Here is a 15,478-nt window from a genome sequence, read left to right as displayed (position 1 = left end):
GATCACGTGGTGTGCACGACGAGCACGTCCACGCCGGCACGGCGGGTCGCGTCGGCGGGCACCGAGCCGAGCAGCCGCCCGGAGAAGGTGTTCAGACCGCGGTTTCCGACCACGAGGAGGTCGGCGTGGTGCTCCTTGACGGCCTTGCGGAGCACGTCCACCGGGGCGCCGTCCTCGGCGAAGGTCGAGACATCCTTCGCGCCGACGGCGGCGGCCCGGTCGGCGGCCTCGCGCAGCGCCTCCTCGGCGGGGGTCCAGCCGGTGACGAGGAAGGCCTCGTCCTTCAGCGCGTCCTCCGCGGCCGAGGTGTCCTCGCGGCTGGCCGGGGTGTAGGCGGACACGATGACCAGCTTCGCGCCGCTGTCGGCGGCCACCCCGGCGGCGCGCTCGACGGCCAGGAACGACGTCGCCGAGCCGTCGGTGCCGACGACGATGGTCTGGTATGCGGACACAGGGGCCTCCCGGGGGAACGGTCGCGCGTCGCCGGGCATGCGGCCGGCGTCACCGCGTGCGACGACGTTACTACGTTGTATCCGATCAACTTGTCCCGACTCCCTCCCGTCATCGCCCGTTCGGGTGGAATGCGGCAGCTGATCGCAGCATGCGCGTACGTACGGCCGGCGGAGCGGCCCGGAACACGCCGGCCATTCCGGCCAGGGTGCCGGTCAGGTCGTCGCGGCCGGTGAGGAACGCGCGTCCGCTGCGTCCGGCGAAGAACGCGTCGAAGAAGTCCGGCACCAGGTCCGGCGGCATCTCCAGCACGGTGCGCAGCCCGTGCCGCCGCAGCCGGTGCACCGCACGCGCCGACCGGGGCCAGAGCAGGCGCCGGGCCGCCGTCGTCGCGGCAGCGGGATCGTGCGGCAGGTACCGGGCCAGCTCCGCGGCCAGTCGGGGGGCCAGCCCGAGCGCGGGGGCGACGCTGAACCCCGTGGCCGGGTGCACCAGCGGGGTCGCCGCCCCGAACCCGACGGGGTGCCGCGGACCGCGCGGGGTGTCGACCGGGAAGCGCACCCGCTCGACGGGGGCGCCGTCGGGCACGGTGACGCCGGCCGCGGCGAGCCGGGCCGTGAGCCGGTCGCGCAGCTCGGGCAGCGGCAGCCCCGGCCGTCGCGCCAGCGACGTCTCCTCCAGCAGGACGGTGCCGTCGCCGTAGGGGACGGCGTAGAGGAACGTCGGCCAGTCCGTCCACCCGGGCCGGTGCGGGCCGGGGGAGCGCCAGTCCATGAAGACGGCCTCGCCGGGCCGCACCATCGGTGCTGCCGCCCGCTCGTCGACGACGACCCCCCAGGCGGTCTGCTCGGTCCCGCCCGCCGGGCCGGGCCGCAGGCGCGACGGCGCCCCCGTCGCGTCGACGACCAGTGCCGCGTCGACGACCCGCGTCGCGTCGTTCCGCGGGGCTGTGTCGCTGCTGCCCTTGCCGCTGCTGCTGCCGCCGCTGGTGCCGTCGTCGTCGGTGCCGCTGCTCTCGCCGTCGATGCGCCCGCCCCGGTCGCCCGGGACGTGCAGCCGCACCCGGTACCGGTGGCCGTCGGGGCGGACGTCGTCGGCGGCGGCCCGGCCGGGCAGCACCGTGACCCCGGCGAGCCGGGCGTCGAGGTGGGCGCGCAGCCCGGCGGTGTCCAGCACCGCGTACGGGCCCAGCGCGCGGGTGCCGCCGCCGGGCAGCACGGCCACTGCCTCCGGCCGGGTCGCGATCGTCGTGGCCGGCAGGTGCGGCGGCAGCTCCTCGGGCCACGCGCAGTAGGTCGCCGTCCACGCCCGCTCAGGGGCGGGGTCGGCGAGCGCGGTGCGCAGTCCGGCCTCCGCGCACGCCGCGGCGAGGGCCCGCCCGGCCGGCCCGCCGCCGAGCACCAGCACGTCGGCGACCGTCGGCCCGGAGGCATCCGGCCGCTGCGGCGCCGCGGCCCCACCGGCCGTCCCGGTCACCGCGGATCCTGCCGGTGCCGCCCGGCGGACAGGCTGCCGCCGTCGATCCGCAGGGTGGCCCCGGTGACCCAGGACGCGGCGTCGGAGACGAGGAACGCGACCGCCTCGGCGACGTCCGCCGGCTCGCCGATGCGCCCCAGCGGGTAGCCCGCCACGACGGACGCCTCGTCCCGGGCGTAGAGCGCCTCGGCGAACCGCGTCCGCACCACGGCGGGGGCGACGGCGTTGACCCGGATGCCGGGGCCGAGCTGGCCTGCCAGCTCCTCGGTCAGGGTGAGCAGCGCGGCCTTCGACGCGCCGTAGGCGCCGATGACGCCGGTGGCGCGCAGCGCCGCGACCGAGGCGACGTTGACGACCGCGCCGCCGTGCGAGCCCATCCAGACCCGGTGCGCCTGCTGGACGAACCCGAGCGCGGCGACGACGTTGACGTCGAGGATCTTGTGGACGGCGTCGAGGTCGGCCTCGACCAGCGGCCCGTGCTGGGGGTTGATCCCGGCGTTGTTGACCAGCACGTCCAGCGAGCCGAACGCCGCCACCGTCGCCTCCGCCGCGGCGGCCCGGTGCGCCGCGTCCCCGACGTTGCCGGCGACGGCCAGCACCCGGCCGGCGTCGACACCCGCGGCTGCCGCCAGACCGGCCGCCGCCGCGTCGAGCTCGGGGGCGTGTCGCCCGGTGATCGTCACCGACGCGCCGCGCGCCAGCAGCGCGGCCGCGACGCCGTGGCCGATGCCCCGTGAGGCGCCGGTGACCAGTGCCGCCCGACCGGCCAGGGAGGTGAGATCGGTCATGGGGAACGACCCTACGTGGGAAACACCGTGGACCCGGCCGGTAGTCTGGCTGCGTGATCCTGATCGAGTAGACCGGCTCCCGGGCACAGGTGTGCCCGCATCCGGTCCTCTCAGCGTCACTCCTCGTCCTCCGTCTGGAGCCCTTTCACGTGATCACCACGACCGACCTCGAACTGCGTGCCGGGTCTCGCATCCTGCTCTCCGGTGCGACCCTGCGGGTGCAGCCCGGCGACCGGATCGGTCTGGTCGGGCGCAACGGCGCGGGCAAGACCACCTCGATGCGGGTGCTGGCCGGTGAGGGAGAGCCGTACTCCGGGCAGCGGACCGCGAACTCCCCGGTCGGCTACCTGCCGCAGGACCCGCGCGAGGGCGACCTGTCGGTGACGGCGAAGGATCGGGTGCTCTCGGCCCGCGGCCTGGACGTGCTGCTCGCGAAGATGGAGAAGGCGCAGACGGCGATGGCCGAGCTGGCCGACCCGGCCGCGAACGACAAGGCGATCCGCGAGTACGGCCGGCTGGAGGAGCGGTTCTCCGCCCTCGGCGGCTACGCCGCGGAGTCCGAGGCCGCGCGGATCTGCACCCACCTGGGACTGCCCGAGCGGGTGCTCGCCCAGCCGATGCGCACGCTGTCGGGCGGTCAGCGCCGGCGCGTGGAGCTGGCCCGGATCCTGTTCGCGGCCTCCGACGGCGGGTCGCAGTCGGCGACCACGCTGCTGCTCGACGAGCCCACCAACCACCTCGACGCCGACTCGATCACCTGGCTGCGCGGGTTCCTGCAGTCCCACGAGGGCGGGCTCGTCGTGATCAGCCACGACACCGAGCTGCTGGCCGCGGTGGTGAACAAGGTCTGGTTCCTCGACGCGACCCGCGGCGAGGCCGACCAGTACAACATGGACTGGAAGCGGTACCTGGAGGCGCGCGCCACCGACGAGAAGCGTCGTCGCCGTGAGCGGGCCAACGCCGAGAAGAAGGCGTCGGCGCTGCACGTGCAGGCCGCGAAGATGGGCGCGAAGGCCACCAAGGCCGTCGCGGCGAAGAACATGGCCCGCCGCGCCGACGCACTGCTCGCCGGCCTGGACGACGAGCGTCAGGCCGACCGCGTCGCGCACATCCGGTTCCCGACCCCGGCGCCCTGCGGGCGGACCCCGCTCACCGCGGAGAACCTGTCCAAGGCCTACGGGTCGCTGGAGGTCTTCACCGGGGTGGACCTCGCGGTGGACCGCGGGTCGAAGGTCGTGGTGCTGGGCTTCAACGGCGCCGGGAAGACGACGCTGCTGCGGATCCTGGCCGGCACCGAGGAGTCCGACTCGGGCGGTGTCGTCCCCGGCCACGGGCTGCGCCGGGGCTACTTCGCCCAGGAGCACGACACGCTCGACATGGACGCCTCGGTCTGGGACAACATCCGCCACGCCAGCCCGGACGCCCCCGAGCAGCAGCTGCGGACCCTTCTCGGGTCGTTCATGTTCTCCGGGGAGCAGCTCGAGCAGCCCGCCGGGACGCTGTCCGGCGGTGAGCGGACCCGGCTCGCCCTGGCCGGGCTGGTGTCCTCGGCGGCGAACGTGCTGCTGCTCGACGAGCCGACCAACAACCTGGATCCGGCCAGCCGCGAGCAGGTGCTCGACGCGCTGCGCCGCTTCGAGGGCGCCGTCGTGCTCGTCACCCACGACCCGGGCGCGGTCGAGGCGCTGGAGCCGGACCGGGTGATCGTGCTGCCCGACGGCACCGAGGACCACTGGTCGGCCGACTACCTGGAACTGGTTCAGCTCGCCTGACCGGTCACCGCACGCCGCGGTGATCACCCGACCGGACCACCACGATCATCGGACGTGTCCGGCACGTGTCGCGTGCGGCGGCGGCGACCTTCTCGGCCGGTCCCGACGGGTGGTTCGTTGCGCCACCCGACGGACGTCGCCGTCGAACGGTGCTCGCGGTGCTGGGCCGTTCGGGGTAACCGTTCGCCGATCGCGTTTTCCGCGATCTGGTCATAAATCGCCAACTGGATCATCATGACCTGATCGTCGCGGCTGATGCGGCGATCCGCGGGGGCATCCGCGGAGGGGATGAGGAGGGCCGATGGCCGAGCTGAAGAAGGGCGCCCGGATCACCGGGACGCAGCGGGGCAAACTCGCCGCCGACCTGAAGAAGAAGTACGAGAAGGGCGCCAGCATCCGTTCGCTGGCCGAGCAGACCGGGCGGTCGTACGGATTCGTCCACCGGGTCCTGTCCGAGACGGGTGTGACGCTGCGCGGGCGCGGCGGCGCGACCCGTACCAAGAAGAAGTAGCTCTCTCGTCGGCGCCGCCGGCCGGGTCGAGACGTGGGCCCGGGGCGGCGTCGTCGTGTGTCCCGGGTCGGTCGTGTGCCCGGGCCCCGGGCCGCCGGGCGCGTGATCGCCGCGCCCGCCCGCCGTGCGCGCCGTAACGTGAACCCTCGCCGTCCACCACCGGCGAAGGGGAACACCGTTGGATCGCCCGCTCACCCTGATGCGCGGGGTCATCCGGGGGGCGGACTCGACGTCCATCCGCCGTGGCTCCATCGCGCGGGGCACCTGGCCCCGGATCTGGGGCTTCGTCCGGCCCTACCGTCGCTGGCTGTTGTCCTACCTGGCCCTGACCACCGTCACCGCGGTGATCGGGGTCGCCACGCCGGTGCTGGCCGGCCGCGTGGTCAACACGATCGTCGCGGCGAACGACCTGCCCGACGCCGCCCGGGTCGTGATGGTGATCGCCGGGGCGATCGCCGGGATGGCCGTCCTGGAGGCGGTGGTCGGGCTCACCGGACGCTGGTTCTCCGCGCGGCTCGGTGAGGGCCTGATCGAGGACCTGCGGGTGGCGGTGTTCGCCACGTCCAGTCGATGCCGCTGGCGTTCTTCTCCCGCACCCGGACCGGGGCGCTGGTCAGCAGGCTCAACAACGACGTGATCGGCGCCCAGACCGCCATCACCGGCACCCTGTCCACCGTGCTGTCCAACAGCATCCAGCTCGTGCTGGCCGTCGCGGTCATGATCGGGCTGGCCTGGCAGGTCACCGTGCTGGCGATGCTGCTGCTGCCGGTGTTCGTGCTCCCGGCCCGGCGGATGGGGACCTGGCTCGCCGAGCTGCGCCGCGAGGCCGCCGAGCTCAACGCCACCATGGGCAACCAGATGACCGAGCGGTTCTCCGCACCCGGCGCCACGCTGGTGAAGCTGTTCGGCGACCCCGACTCCGAGGCCGCCGTCTTCCGCGGCCAGGTGTCGCGGGTGCGGGACATCGGTGTCCGGTCGGCGATGGTGTCGCGGCTGTTCGTCACCGCGCTGCAGCTGGTGTCCGCGCTGGCCCAGGCCATGATCTACGGTCTCGGCGGCTACCTCGCGGTGACCGGGTCGATTCCGGCGGGCACCGTCGTCGCGCTCGGGCTGCTGCTGACCCGGCTCTACACCCCGATGACGGCGCTGGCCAACGCCCGCGTCGACGTCATGACCGCGTTGGTCGCCTTCGAGCGGGTCTTCGAGGTGCTCGACCTGCGTCCGATGCTGACCGAGCGGCCCGACCCGGCCCCGCTGCCCGACGGCCCCGTCGACGTGGCCCTGCGCGGGGTCCGGTTCACCTACCCCAGCGCCACGGACGTCTCCCTGGCCTCGCTGGAGGAGGTCGCGGTGCTCGACCAGCGGGTCAACGCCGAGGTGCTGCACGGCGTCGACCTGCACGTCCACGGCGGTGGCCTGCTGGCCCTGGTCGGGTCGTCCGGGGCCGGGAAGTCCACGCTCGCCTCGCTGGTCCCCCGGCTCTACGACGTCGACTCCGGCTCGGTGGAGCTGTCCGGGGTGGACGTGCGGGACCTGTCGTTCGCCACGCTGCGCGGTGCCGTCGGCATGGTCACCCAGGACGGGCACCTGTTCCACGACACCATCGCCGGGAACCTGCGCTACGCCGCACCCGCCGCCACCGACGACGACATGGTCGACGCGTTGCGCCGCGCCCGGCTCGGCGACCTGCTCGACACGCTGCCCGACGGCCTCGACACGGTGGTGGGGGAGCGCGGCTACCGGCTCTCCGGCGGCGAGCGCCAGCGCCTGACCATCGCCCGGCTGCTGCTGGCCCGCCCGCGGGTGGTGATCCTCGACGAGGCCACCGCCCACCTCGACTCCGAGTCCGAGGCCGCGGTGCAGGAGGCACTGGCCGAGGCGCTGGTCGGGCGGACGGCGATCGTCATCGCGCACCGGCTGTCCACCGTGCGGGCGGCCGACCGGATCGCGGTGCTGGAGGGCGGTCGGATCGTCGAGTCCGGGACCCACGACGAGCTGCTGGCCGCCGACGGCCGCTACGCCACCCTCTACCGCACCCAGTTCCTCCCGGCCGCGACCGCGAGCTGAACGGCCCGCGGACGGCGCTCAGGTCCGCCCGGCCAGCGGGTCCGCCACCTCGGCATCGGGCTCGGCGACCGCGGCGACCGCGGCGAACAGCAGCGCGACGCCGACCGCGCCGGGGTCCGGTGCGCCCTTCGCGCGCTCCCCGACGTAGGACGCGCGGCCGTGCCGGGCCGCGAGCTCCGCGGTCCGTTCGGCGCCGTCGAGGGCCGCGGCCGCCGCCGCGGCGAACCCCGCACGGTCCAGCGCGGTCACGGCGGGGGCGAGCGCGTCGACCATCGTCCGGTCGCCCACCTCGGCCTCGCCGACCCGCTGGATCGCGGTCAGCCCGGCCCGGGCGCCCGCGGCGAACGCGGCCGCGTCGGCCGAGCCGTAGGACAGCGCGCGGGCGATCTCGGAGAACAGCAGGCCCAGCAGCGGGCCGCTGGTGCCGCCGACCTCGTCGAGGAAGACCTCGCCGAGCGCGCCGAAACCGCGCTGCGGGCCGCGCTCCGCGAGCGCGACGGCCAGCCGGACCCCGGCACGCAGGTTGTCGCCGTAGTCGCCGTCGCCGGAGTGCTGGTCGAGGTCGGTGAGTGCGCCGTGGCCGTCCTCGACGGCCCGGGCGAACCGGGCCAGCACGGCGTCCTGGTCGATCCGCTGGCCGGTCATGAGGTCTCCGTCCGGGGGAAGGCTGCCGTCCGTGCGGGGGCGGACCACAGGTCCGTCCACTCCGGGCGCATCCGGGTCAGGGTGAGGGAGAAGCCTGCCATGTCCAGGGCGGGCACGAAGGTGCCGACGAGCAGGCCGACCCGCTCCAGCCCGCGTGCCTCCAGCGCGACGGCGGCCAGCTCGGCGAGCACGTACAGCTCCAGCAGTGCCGTGCCCCCCATGCCGTTGACGACCAGGACGACCTGGTCGGGGCCCGCGGGCAGGCCGGCGACGATCTCGTCGAGCATCCGGTCGACGAGCTCCTCGGTGGGCGGCCGGTCGACCGAACGCCGCGCCCGCTCGCCGTGGATGCCGACGCCGTAGTCGAGCTGCCCGTCGAGGGCGAACGCGGGCTCCCCGGTGCGGGCCGAGCTCTGCGCGCGGGAGGCGACGGCGAGGCTGCGCGAGGCGGCGGCGACGTCCGTGCCCAGCGTCGCGAGCTCGGTGAGCCCGGCGCCGGTGTCCGCGGCGGCCCCGAGGATCTTCTCGACGACGACGGTCGCCCCGGTCCCGCGCCGCCCGGTCGCGGTGTCGAGCCCGTCGGTGGCCAGGTCGTCGTCGACGAGGACCCGGGCGACGTCGACGCCCTCCATCCGCAGCCGCTCCGCGGCGATGCCGAAGTTGATCCGGTCGCCCGTGTAGTTCTTCACGACGTGCAGGACCCCGTCCGGGCCGGCGGCGGCCCGGGAGGCGTGCAGCACGGCCTTGTTGTGCGGGGAGGTGAACACCGGGCCGGGGGCGACGGCGTCGAGCATCCCGCGGCCGAGGAACCCGGCGTGCAGCGGCTCGTGGCCGGAGCCCCCACCGGAGACCAGCCCGACCCGCCTGCCGGGTGCCCGATCGCGGGCGACCAGGTGGATCGGGTCCTCGTGCAGGACGACGAGGTCGGCGTGGGCCCGGGCGAACCCGCGGACGGCGGCCGGCACGGGGTCGTCGCCCGCGGGGTGGAAGGGGAACGGCATGGCGCCGATCATGCTGGCCGCGGGCGGTCAGCGCATCAACGGCGCGCGGACCGCGTTCTCCACGAGGTCGAGCACCGGGCCGAGGTCGTCGGCGGGCAGGCCCATCGCCAGGTGCGACACGAGCCCCTCCAGCACCAGCTCCAGGTACTGGGCGAGCACCGGGACCGGCACGTCGTCGCGCAGGGCGCCGGCCGCGGCCTGGCGTTCCAGCCGCGCCCGGGTCGCGGCCGTCAGCGCACCGGAGTGCTGCTGCCAGCGGGCCCGGAACTCCGGCTCGGTGCGCAGCCGTCGCGAGACCTCCAGGCGGGTGCCCAGCCAGCTGCGGTCCGATCCGTCGCGCAGCAGGTCGCGCATGACCTGCACCAGGCCCTGCTCCGCGACGACGTCGGCCATCCGGGTGGCGTCCTGCTCGGCGAGGGCCAGGAAAAGCGCCTCCTTGTCCCGGAAGTAGTGGAAGATCGCGCCACGGGACAGCCCGGTGTACTCCTCGAGCCTGCGGACGGTGGCGCCCTCGTAGCCGTGGTCGGCGAAGCAGGTCCGGGCACCGGAGAGGATCTGCTGCCGGCGCGCGGCGAGCTGGTCGGTGCTGACACGGGGCATGCCCCCAGTATTCCGTACGCTTGTCCTGCATGGGGGGACGGCCGTGTCGCCGGTCACCCGCGGTCCCGCGGAACACGATTTCATCGCGTGCGGGTGTCACACGTCGGGGGTAGCGTCGACCTGGTGACCCTGGACCACCAGAGCACCGACGGTGTGCTCCGCAGCGTGGGGGAGGCCGAGGCCTACGTCGCTTCGGTCTGCTTCAAACACGGCCCCCCGACCCTGGCCGGTGTCGAGATCGAATGGATGCTCCACCGACCCGGTCACCCGGCCGACCCGGTCGACCTCGGCGCCGTGCGTGCCGCGCTCGGCCCGCACTGCCCGGCCTCCCTGGACCCCGCCTCGCACGCGGCCCCGCTCCCCGCGGGCGGCACCGTGACCGTCGAGCCGGGCGGCCAGATCGAGATCTCCAGCGCTCCCGCCGGCTCGCTCGAGGCCCTCCTCGGCGCCCTCACCGCCGACTCCGCCCATCTCCACGGACTGCTCGCCGAGTACGGCCTGCGTCCGCACGACCGTGCCGCCGACCCGGTCCGGCCCGCCCGGCGGCTGCTGGACCTGCCGCGCTACGCGGCGATGGAGTGCGTGTTCGACGGCGTCGGCCCGCACGGCCGCAGCGGCATGTGCTCCACGGCCGCGGTGCAGGTCAGCCTGGACGCCGGCCCGGCCGCCGGGATCGCCGACCGCTGGGCGGTCCTGCACGAGCTCGGCCCGGTGCTGCTCGCGGCGTTCGCGAACTCGCCGGTGCAGCACGGCCGCCGCACCGGCTGGAAGTCCTCCCGGCAGGCGTGCTGGCTGAGCCTGGACCCCTCGCGGACCGCGCCGCCGTCCATCGCGGCGGCCGGTGCGGACCCGGCCGCGGCGTGGGCGCGCCGGGTGGTCACCACCCCGCTGCTGTGCGTGCGCGGCACCGGGACCTGGTCGGTGCCGGCCGGGGTCACCTTCGCCGACTGGGTGTCCGGCCGCGCCCGTGGCGGTGTCCTCGACCGGCCGCCGACACTGGCCGACCTCGACTACCACGTCTCGACCCTGTTCCCGCCGGTCCGTCCGCAGGGATACCTCGAGGTGCGCTACGTCGACGGCCAGGCCGGCGAGGACTGGGCGCTGCCCGCCGCGGTCCTGCTCGCGCTGACCACCGACACCGTCGTCGACCGGGTCCGCGAGCTGTGCGAGCCGGTCCGCGACGAGTGGGTCGCCGCCGCCCGCGACGGGCTGGGCCACCCCGGGCTCGCCGCCGCAGCGGCCGCGTTGTTCCCGCTGGCCTGCGACGTGCTCGCCGCCGGCACGCACCCGCTGACCACCGCCCCCGCACCGCTGCTGGACCGGCTGCGGGAGGTCACCGAGCAGCGTGTGCTGCGCGGGCGCTGCCCCGCCGACGAGGCCGACCCGGCCGAGCACGGCGCGGGGCCGGCCACCGCCCCGTTCCCGCCGGGGCTGTACCAGCCCGCCCGGGCCGGTCGAGGCCCCGGCCGACCCGGCGACGCCACCCCGACCACCCGAGCCGCCGAGGAGGACGTGGCATGACCGCCGACCCCACCGTTCCCACCGGACCCCTGACCGGACCCGCGACGCCCGGGGAGCGCCCGGAGACCATGCGCACCCGGGTCGCGGCGCTGCTGGACCGCTCGCGGGGCCGCAGCACCGCGCTGACCGATCTCGACGACGGTGAGCTGCAGGCCCAGCACTCGCCGCTGATGTCGCCGCTGGTCTGGGACCTCGCGCACATCGGGTCGATGGAGGAGCTGTGGCTCGTCCGTGACGTGGGCGGTCGCGAGCCGCTGCGCCCGGAGATCGACGGCCTCTACGACGCGTTCCAGCACTCCCGCTCCTCGCGGGTCACGCTGCCGCTGCTCACCCCGACCGAGGCCCGCGGCTACGTCGCCGAGGTGCGGGACAAGGCGCTCGACGCGCTGCACCGCAGCCCGCTGCGCGGTCGCCGGTTGGAGGCCGAGGGCTTCGCGTTCGGGATGATCGTCCAGCACGAGCAGCAGCACGACGAGACCATGCTCGCCACCCACCAGCTGCGCTCCGGGGCGCCGGTGCTCGACGCCGCCCCGCCGCCCCGCCCGGCCGGTGCGGTCGACCCGGCGGCGGAGGTCCTCGTCCCGGCGGGCCCGTTCGAGATGGGCACCTCGGCCGAGCCGTGGGCGCTGGACAACGAGCGGCCCGCGCACGTCGTCGACCTGCCCGCGTTCCGGATCGACGTGCACCCGGTCACCAACGGTGCGTTCGCGGCGTTCGTCGACGCGGGCGGCTACGACGACCCGCGGCTGTGGACCGACGCCGGCTGGGCGCACCGCACGGAGGAAGGGCTGGCCGCGCCGCGGTTCTGGTCCCGCGACGCCGACGGCACCTGGTGGCGGCGCCGGTTCGGGATCGTCGAGCGGGTGCCCGACGACGAGCCCGTCGTGCACGTGTCCTTCCACGAGGCACAGGCCTACGCCCGCTGGGTCGGCAAGCGGCTGCCCACCGAGGCGGAGTGGGAGAAGGCCGCCCGCTTCGACCCGGCGACCGGCCGCTCGCGGCGCTTCCCCTGGGGTGACGACGAGCCGCGCGCCGAGCACGCCAACCTCGGTCAGCGGCACCTGCAGCCGGCCCCGATCGGGGCCTACCCGGCGGGGGCGTCCGCGCTCGGGGTGCAGCAGATGGTCGGCGACGTCTGGGAGTGGTGCGACTCCGGCTGGCACCCCTACCCGGGGTTCACCGTCTTCCCGTACCCCGAGTACTCGGAGGTCTTCTTCGGCGGGGACTACGCCGTCCTGCGCGGCGGGTCGTTCGGCACCGATCCGGCGGCGATCCGGGCGACGTTCCGCAACTGGGACCACCCGATCCGCCGACAGATCTTCGCCGGGTTCCGGCTGGTCCGCGACGCCGGTGTGTAGGCACCTCGCATACCTGGGGGAACCGGCCACACTGGCGTCCCTGGTCCTGGAACCGGAGCACGGGCTGCTCGCGCAGTCCTACGCACCGGCCGACATGCGCGGTGGCGGCACGATCAACGCCGACGGCCACGGCACCGGCTGGTACCCGCCCGGGAGCACGACGCCGGTGCGGGTCCGCTCGGCCTCGCCGCTGTGGTCCGACACGTCCTACGCCGCGCTGGCCGGGGCGACGACGTCGGGTGCCGTGCTCGCCGCCGTCCGCTCGGCGACGGTCGGGATGCCGGTCACCGCGACGGCCGCCGCCCCCTTCACCGACGGGCGGTGGCTGTTTAGCCACAACGGCGTCGTCCGCGGCTGGCCGGAGTCCCTCGCGGAAGCCGCGGCGGCACTGCCCGTCACCGACCTGATGACCCTCGACGCCCCCACCGACGCGGCACTGCTGTGGGCAGTGGTCCGGCGGGGTCTCGCCGACGGCGCCGACCCGGCCGACCTGCTGGCCAGGGTCTGCGCCGACACCGAACGGACCGCGCCCGGCTCGCGGCTGAACCTGCTGCTGACCGACGGCACGACGATCTGGGCGACGGCCTGGCGGCACGCGCTCGCCGTCCGGGTCGGCTCGGCCTGCGTGACCGTCGCCTCCGAACCGACCCATGCGTTCCCCGACTGGACCCGGGTGCCCGACCGGCACCTGGTGGTGGCCCGACCGGGCCACCACGAGAGTCATGACCTAGGAGCTCCGTGAGCACTCCCGGCGCCATTCAACTGGACGTCCACCTCACCGAATCCGATGCCGACACCGCGCTGCGGTCCGATGTGACGCGCGGGCTCGCCGCGTCGCCGAAGGAACTGCCGCCGAAGTGGTTCTACGACGCCCGGGGATCCGAGCTGTTCGAGCGGATCACCGAGCTGCCCGAGTACTACCCCTTCCGCACCGAGCGGGCCCTGCTCACCGACTCCGTGGACGACATCGCCCGCGCCTCGGGCGCCGACACCGTCGTCGAGCTGGGGTCGGGGTCCTCGACCAAGACCCGGTTGCTGCTCGACGCGTTCGCCCGTGCCGGGACGTTGCGCCGCTACGTCCCGCAGGACGTCAGCGAGTCCGCCCTGCGCGGCGCCATCGACGAGCTCCACCGGGACTACCCGGAGCTGGAGCTGCACGGCGTGGTCGGCGACTTCACCCGTGACCTGGACCGGCTGCCCGGTGCCGAGCCGGGCGGGAAACGGATGATCGCCTTCCTCGGCGGCACCATCGGCAACCTCATGCCCGGCCCGCGCCACGAGTTCCTGCGGCACGTCCGCTCGGTGCTGCGGCCCGGGGAGCAGCTGCTGCTCGGCACCGGCCTGGTCACCGACCCGGCCGTGATGGTCCCCGCCTACGACGACGCCGCCGGGATCACCGCGGAGTTCAATCGCAACGTGCTGCGCGTGCTCAACCGGGAGCTCGACGCGACCTTCGACGTCGACGCGTTCGACCACGTCGCGGTGTGGGACGCGGAGAACTCGTGGATCGAGATGCGGTTGCGCGCCACCCGCGACATGCGGGTCCGGATCGCCGACCTCGACCTCGACGTCGCGTTCGTCGCGGGGGAGGAGCTCGCCACCGAGATCTCGGCGAAGTTCACCCCGGCGACGGTCGACGCGTTCGCCGCCGCGGCCGGGTTCGCCACGACGCGCCGCTGGGTCGACCCCGACGCGCGGTTCGCGCTGACCCTGTTCACCGCCGCCTGAGCTCCGGCGGTGCTGCGCCGGCCGGGCGCAGCACCGCCGACGGCGTGGTCCCGGTCTCCCGGCGGACCGCCGCGACGAACGCCGAGGGCGTCGCGTAGCCGACGTGCCGGGCGACCACGCCGACCGGGCGGCCCGAGGCCAGCTGCTCCAGTGCGACCCGCATCCGCAGCAGCGGCGGTGGCGCGGTCGTCGGCGGGATCGTCGAGCAGGGCCAGGGTGACCCGGCGGGCCCGCGGGTCGGTGGACAGACCTCCGCGCGGCGCGTCTGCCGCTCCCGCTGAACCCGGGGCGGTTCACACGGGTTGTTCCGCCGAGGTCGGATCGAGGACGGAGTCGAGGTGGGCGGGCACCTGCGCGAGAGCATCGGCACGAGCCTCCGCGTCCAGCCGAGCCGGACCGTAGGTGACGAAGGGCGGCACGACGTCGTAGCCGACGAACTCGAACATCCCCCGGTGGACGTGGAACAGGAACGCGTCGAGGTCACCGAACCCGTCCGCTGCGCCGCGGCGGAACGCGGACTCGTCACCTCCCGTCGTCAGTAGCACCATGGCCTTCTTTCCGCGCATGGCCCCGTTGCGAAGGATTCCGTGCTCGCCACCGAACAGCGCGCCCATGACGAACACCCGGTCGACCCTGCCCTTCAGGATCGCGGGCATCGAGAACCACCACAGCGGGAAGGACAGGATCAGCAGGTCCGCCCCCTGGAGCAGCTCCAGATGGCTTCCGACCGGTTCGGACACCACTCCGCCGCTGATCTGACGCATCTGCTCGACCTGCGGCTTGAAGTAGCCGGACCCGCTCGCGAACTGTGTCCGCGACAGCGTCGGGTCCCACCCGTGCGCGTAGAGGTCGATGGTGTCGACGGCGACACCACGAGAACGCAGATGTGCTGCGGCCGCGGCAGCCTGCGCGGTCGAGAAAGAACCCGGCTCGGGATGCGCATGGACGATCAGGGCGCGACGGACGGAGGACACCGTGGGGACCGTGGACATGGCGGAATCATATCGACAATCGTCGAAGTGTCGATCAGATGTGATCCCTGAGACGGGCCAGTAGCTCCTCGACACCCGCGTCGGCCCGTCTGTAGTGGGTCCACTTGCCGACCCGTGTCGACCGGACGAGGCCCACCCGTTCCAACGTGGTCATGTACGTGGAGATCGTCGACTGGGACAAACCGGTCTTCGATGCGAGATGCGTGACGCAGACCCCAGCCATCGCCCGGTCCGCCATCGGCTCGTACTCGCTGAACGACGCCTCGGGCGTGCGCAGCCACTCCATGATCTGCAGGCGCGTGGGATTCCCCAGTGCCTTCAGCACGTCCACCAACGCCACGGTCATCGCGCGATCCTCTCATCGACAGGTCCGCCCCTGATGAGCAGGAACATCGCGGCTCGGACCCGTCCCACGGCGCATCGGTCAGGCCTGGACGACGGGGCGTCGATGATCATCGGGCCTGTGCAACGAACGGTGGTTCCGGCCCGACACGCCGGACCTCAGCGTCCGGCGGGATGGGCACTGTGAGTGATGACATCAGACCCTATGGGCTCTGCTGAGAACGAGA

General features: G+C 74.3%; 15 protein-coding genes and 1 pseudogene. 7 read left to right on the top strand and 9 right to left on the bottom strand.

Annotation, left to right across the window (positions count from 1 at the left end):
- Nucleotides 1-2: 2 nt before the first annotated feature.
- The 3 genes from FVA95_RS05885 to FVA95_RS05875 all read right to left on the bottom strand — a co-directional run bounded on the left by FVA95_RS05885 (nucleotide 3) and on the right by FVA95_RS05875 (nucleotide 2,714).
- On the bottom strand, nucleotides 3-452 hold the full coding sequence (locus FVA95_RS05885; RefSeq protein ID WP_149663295.1) for a universal stress protein: 450 nt from the start codon (nucleotides 450-452) through the stop codon (nucleotides 3-5).
- Nucleotides 453-561: 109 nt separating this feature from the next.
- Nucleotides 562-1,926 (bottom strand): lycopene cyclase family protein, encoded by a 1,365-nt coding sequence (locus FVA95_RS32675; protein ID WP_149663294.1) that lies wholly within the window; start codon nucleotides 1,924-1,926, stop codon nucleotides 562-564.
- Nucleotides 1,923-2,714, bottom strand: coding sequence for an SDR family oxidoreductase (locus FVA95_RS05875; protein ID WP_149663293.1), 792 nt, complete (start codon nucleotides 2,712-2,714; stop codon nucleotides 1,923-1,925). Before FVA95_RS05875 ends, FVA95_RS32675 begins: the two co-directional genes overlap by 4 nt.
- 149 nt (nucleotides 2,715-2,863) lie before the next feature.
- Between FVA95_RS05875 and FVA95_RS05870 the strand changes: the two genes are divergently transcribed.
- From FVA95_RS05870 to FVA95_RS05860, 3 genes and pseudogenes are all read left to right on the top strand, one after another.
- A complete protein-coding gene (locus tag FVA95_RS05870; RefSeq protein WP_020625428.1) occupies nucleotides 2,864-4,486 on the top strand; it encodes an ABC-F family ATP-binding cassette domain-containing protein in 1,623 nt (540 codons plus the stop codon).
- A gap of 301 nt (nucleotides 4,487-4,787) precedes the next feature.
- Complete coding sequence (locus tag FVA95_RS05865; RefSeq protein WP_010240451.1) at nucleotides 4,788-4,997, top strand: helix-turn-helix domain-containing protein; 210 nt, start codon at nucleotides 4,788-4,790, stop codon at nucleotides 4,995-4,997.
- Nucleotides 4,998-5,175: 178 nt separating this feature from the next.
- Nucleotides 5,176-7,064: pseudogene (locus FVA95_RS05860) on the top strand (ABC transporter ATP-binding protein).
- Between the two features lie 18 nt (nucleotides 7,065-7,082).
- Here the strand turns inward: FVA95_RS05860 and FVA95_RS05855 are convergent.
- Genes FVA95_RS05855 through FVA95_RS05845 form a run of 3 tightly spaced genes read right to left on the bottom strand, consistent with a single transcriptional unit; the run spans nucleotide 7,083 to nucleotide 9,310 of the window.
- Nucleotides 7,083-7,709 (bottom strand): DAK2 domain-containing protein, encoded by a 627-nt coding sequence (locus tag FVA95_RS05855; RefSeq protein WP_075311737.1) that lies wholly within the window; start codon nucleotides 7,707-7,709, stop codon nucleotides 7,083-7,085.
- Nucleotides 7,706-8,710 carry a dihydroxyacetone kinase subunit DhaK gene (locus FVA95_RS05850; protein WP_149663292.1) on the bottom strand — a complete coding sequence of 335 codons (1,005 nt, stop codon included), beginning with the start codon at nucleotides 8,708-8,710 and terminating at the stop codon, nucleotides 7,706-7,708. Before FVA95_RS05850 ends, FVA95_RS05855 begins: the two co-directional genes overlap by 4 nt.
- Before the next feature lie 27 nt (nucleotides 8,711-8,737).
- The gene (locus FVA95_RS05845; RefSeq protein ID WP_020625434.1) at nucleotides 8,738-9,310 is read right to left on the bottom strand and encodes a TetR/AcrR family transcriptional regulator; all 573 of its coding nucleotides are present in this window, start codon (nucleotides 9,308-9,310) and stop codon (nucleotides 8,738-8,740) included.
- A gap of 123 nt (nucleotides 9,311-9,433) precedes the next feature.
- Here FVA95_RS05845 and egtA point away from each other — a divergent pair, with 123 nt between their 5' ends.
- From egtA to egtD, 4 genes are all read left to right on the top strand, one after another.
- The gene (egtA, locus tag FVA95_RS05840; protein WP_240051302.1) at nucleotides 9,434-10,831 is read left to right on the top strand and encodes an ergothioneine biosynthesis glutamate--cysteine ligase EgtA; all 1,398 of its coding nucleotides are present in this window, start codon (nucleotides 9,434-9,436) and stop codon (nucleotides 10,829-10,831) included.
- A 68-nt stretch (nucleotides 10,832-10,899) separates the two neighbouring features.
- Nucleotides 10,900-12,189, top strand: coding sequence for an ergothioneine biosynthesis protein EgtB (gene egtB, locus FVA95_RS05835; RefSeq protein WP_370460837.1), 1,290 nt, complete (start codon nucleotides 10,900-10,902; stop codon nucleotides 12,187-12,189).
- On the top strand, nucleotides 12,182-12,931 hold the full coding sequence (gene egtC / locus FVA95_RS05830) for an ergothioneine biosynthesis protein EgtC (protein WP_149663290.1): 750 nt from the start codon (nucleotides 12,182-12,184) through the stop codon (nucleotides 12,929-12,931). The genes egtB and egtC overlap by 8 nt, the downstream gene beginning before the upstream one ends.
- Complete coding sequence (egtD, locus tag FVA95_RS05825; protein WP_149663289.1) at nucleotides 12,928-13,917, top strand: L-histidine N(alpha)-methyltransferase; 990 nt, start codon at nucleotides 12,928-12,930, stop codon at nucleotides 13,915-13,917. The genes egtC and egtD overlap by 4 nt, the downstream gene beginning before the upstream one ends.
- Here egtD and FVA95_RS05820 read toward each other — a convergent pair.
- From FVA95_RS05820 to FVA95_RS05810, 3 genes are all read right to left on the bottom strand, one after another.
- Nucleotides 13,904-14,080: a helix-turn-helix domain-containing protein gene (locus FVA95_RS05820; protein ID WP_205015771.1), complete on the bottom strand. Its 177-nt coding sequence runs from the start codon at nucleotides 14,078-14,080 to the stop codon at nucleotides 13,904-13,906. The genes egtD and FVA95_RS05820 overlap by 14 nt on opposite strands.
- Before the next feature lie 130 nt (nucleotides 14,081-14,210).
- Nucleotides 14,211-14,984: an NAD(P)H-dependent oxidoreductase gene (locus tag FVA95_RS05815; RefSeq protein WP_205015770.1), complete on the bottom strand. Its 774-nt coding sequence runs from the start codon at nucleotides 14,982-14,984 to the stop codon at nucleotides 14,211-14,213.
- Complete coding sequence (locus tag FVA95_RS05810) at nucleotides 14,944-15,255, bottom strand: helix-turn-helix transcriptional regulator (protein ID WP_149663288.1); 312 nt, start codon at nucleotides 15,253-15,255, stop codon at nucleotides 14,944-14,946. Before FVA95_RS05810 ends, FVA95_RS05815 begins: the two co-directional genes overlap by 41 nt.
- Nucleotides 15,256-15,478 lie beyond the last annotated feature (223 nt).

Source organism: Pseudonocardia sp. EV170527-09 (assembly GCF_008369905.1).
Taxonomy (GTDB): domain Bacteria; phylum Actinomycetota; class Actinomycetes; order Mycobacteriales; family Pseudonocardiaceae; genus Pseudonocardia.
The sequence above is the reverse complement of the archived record's forward strand: the minus strand, read 5'-3'. Positions and strand labels throughout refer to the sequence as shown.

What these genes read in the sequence shown, in the direction of transcription:
- FVA95_RS05845 (WP_020625434.1), bottom strand. Translation starts at nt 9,310, where the DNA reads ATGCCCCGTGTCAGCACCGACCAGCTCGCCGCGCGCCGGCAGCAGATC.
- FVA95_RS05850 (WP_149663292.1), bottom strand. Translation starts at nt 8,710, where the DNA reads ATGCCGTTCCCCTTCCACCCCGCGGGCGACGACCCCGTGCCGGCCGCC.
- egtB (WP_370460837.1), top strand. Translation starts at nt 10,900, where the DNA reads ATGCGCACCCGGGTCGCGGCGCTGCTGGACCGCTCGCGGGGCCGCAGC.
- FVA95_RS05820 (WP_205015771.1), bottom strand. Translation starts at nt 14,080, where the DNA reads ATGCGGGTCGCACTGGAGCAGCTGGCCTCGGGCCGCCCGGTCGGCGTG.
- FVA95_RS05865 (WP_010240451.1), top strand. Translation starts at nt 4,788, where the DNA reads ATGGCCGAGCTGAAGAAGGGCGCCCGGATCACCGGGACGCAGCGGGGC.
- FVA95_RS05875 (WP_149663293.1), bottom strand. Translation starts at nt 2,714, where the DNA reads ATGACCGATCTCACCTCCCTGGCCGGTCGGGCGGCACTGGTCACCGGC.
- FVA95_RS05855 (WP_075311737.1), bottom strand. Translation starts at nt 7,709, where the DNA reads ATGACCGGCCAGCGGATCGACCAGGACGCCGTGCTGGCCCGGTTCGCC.
- FVA95_RS05810 (WP_149663288.1), bottom strand. Translation starts at nt 15,255, where the DNA reads ATGACCGTGGCGTTGGTGGACGTGCTGAAGGCACTGGGGAATCCCACG.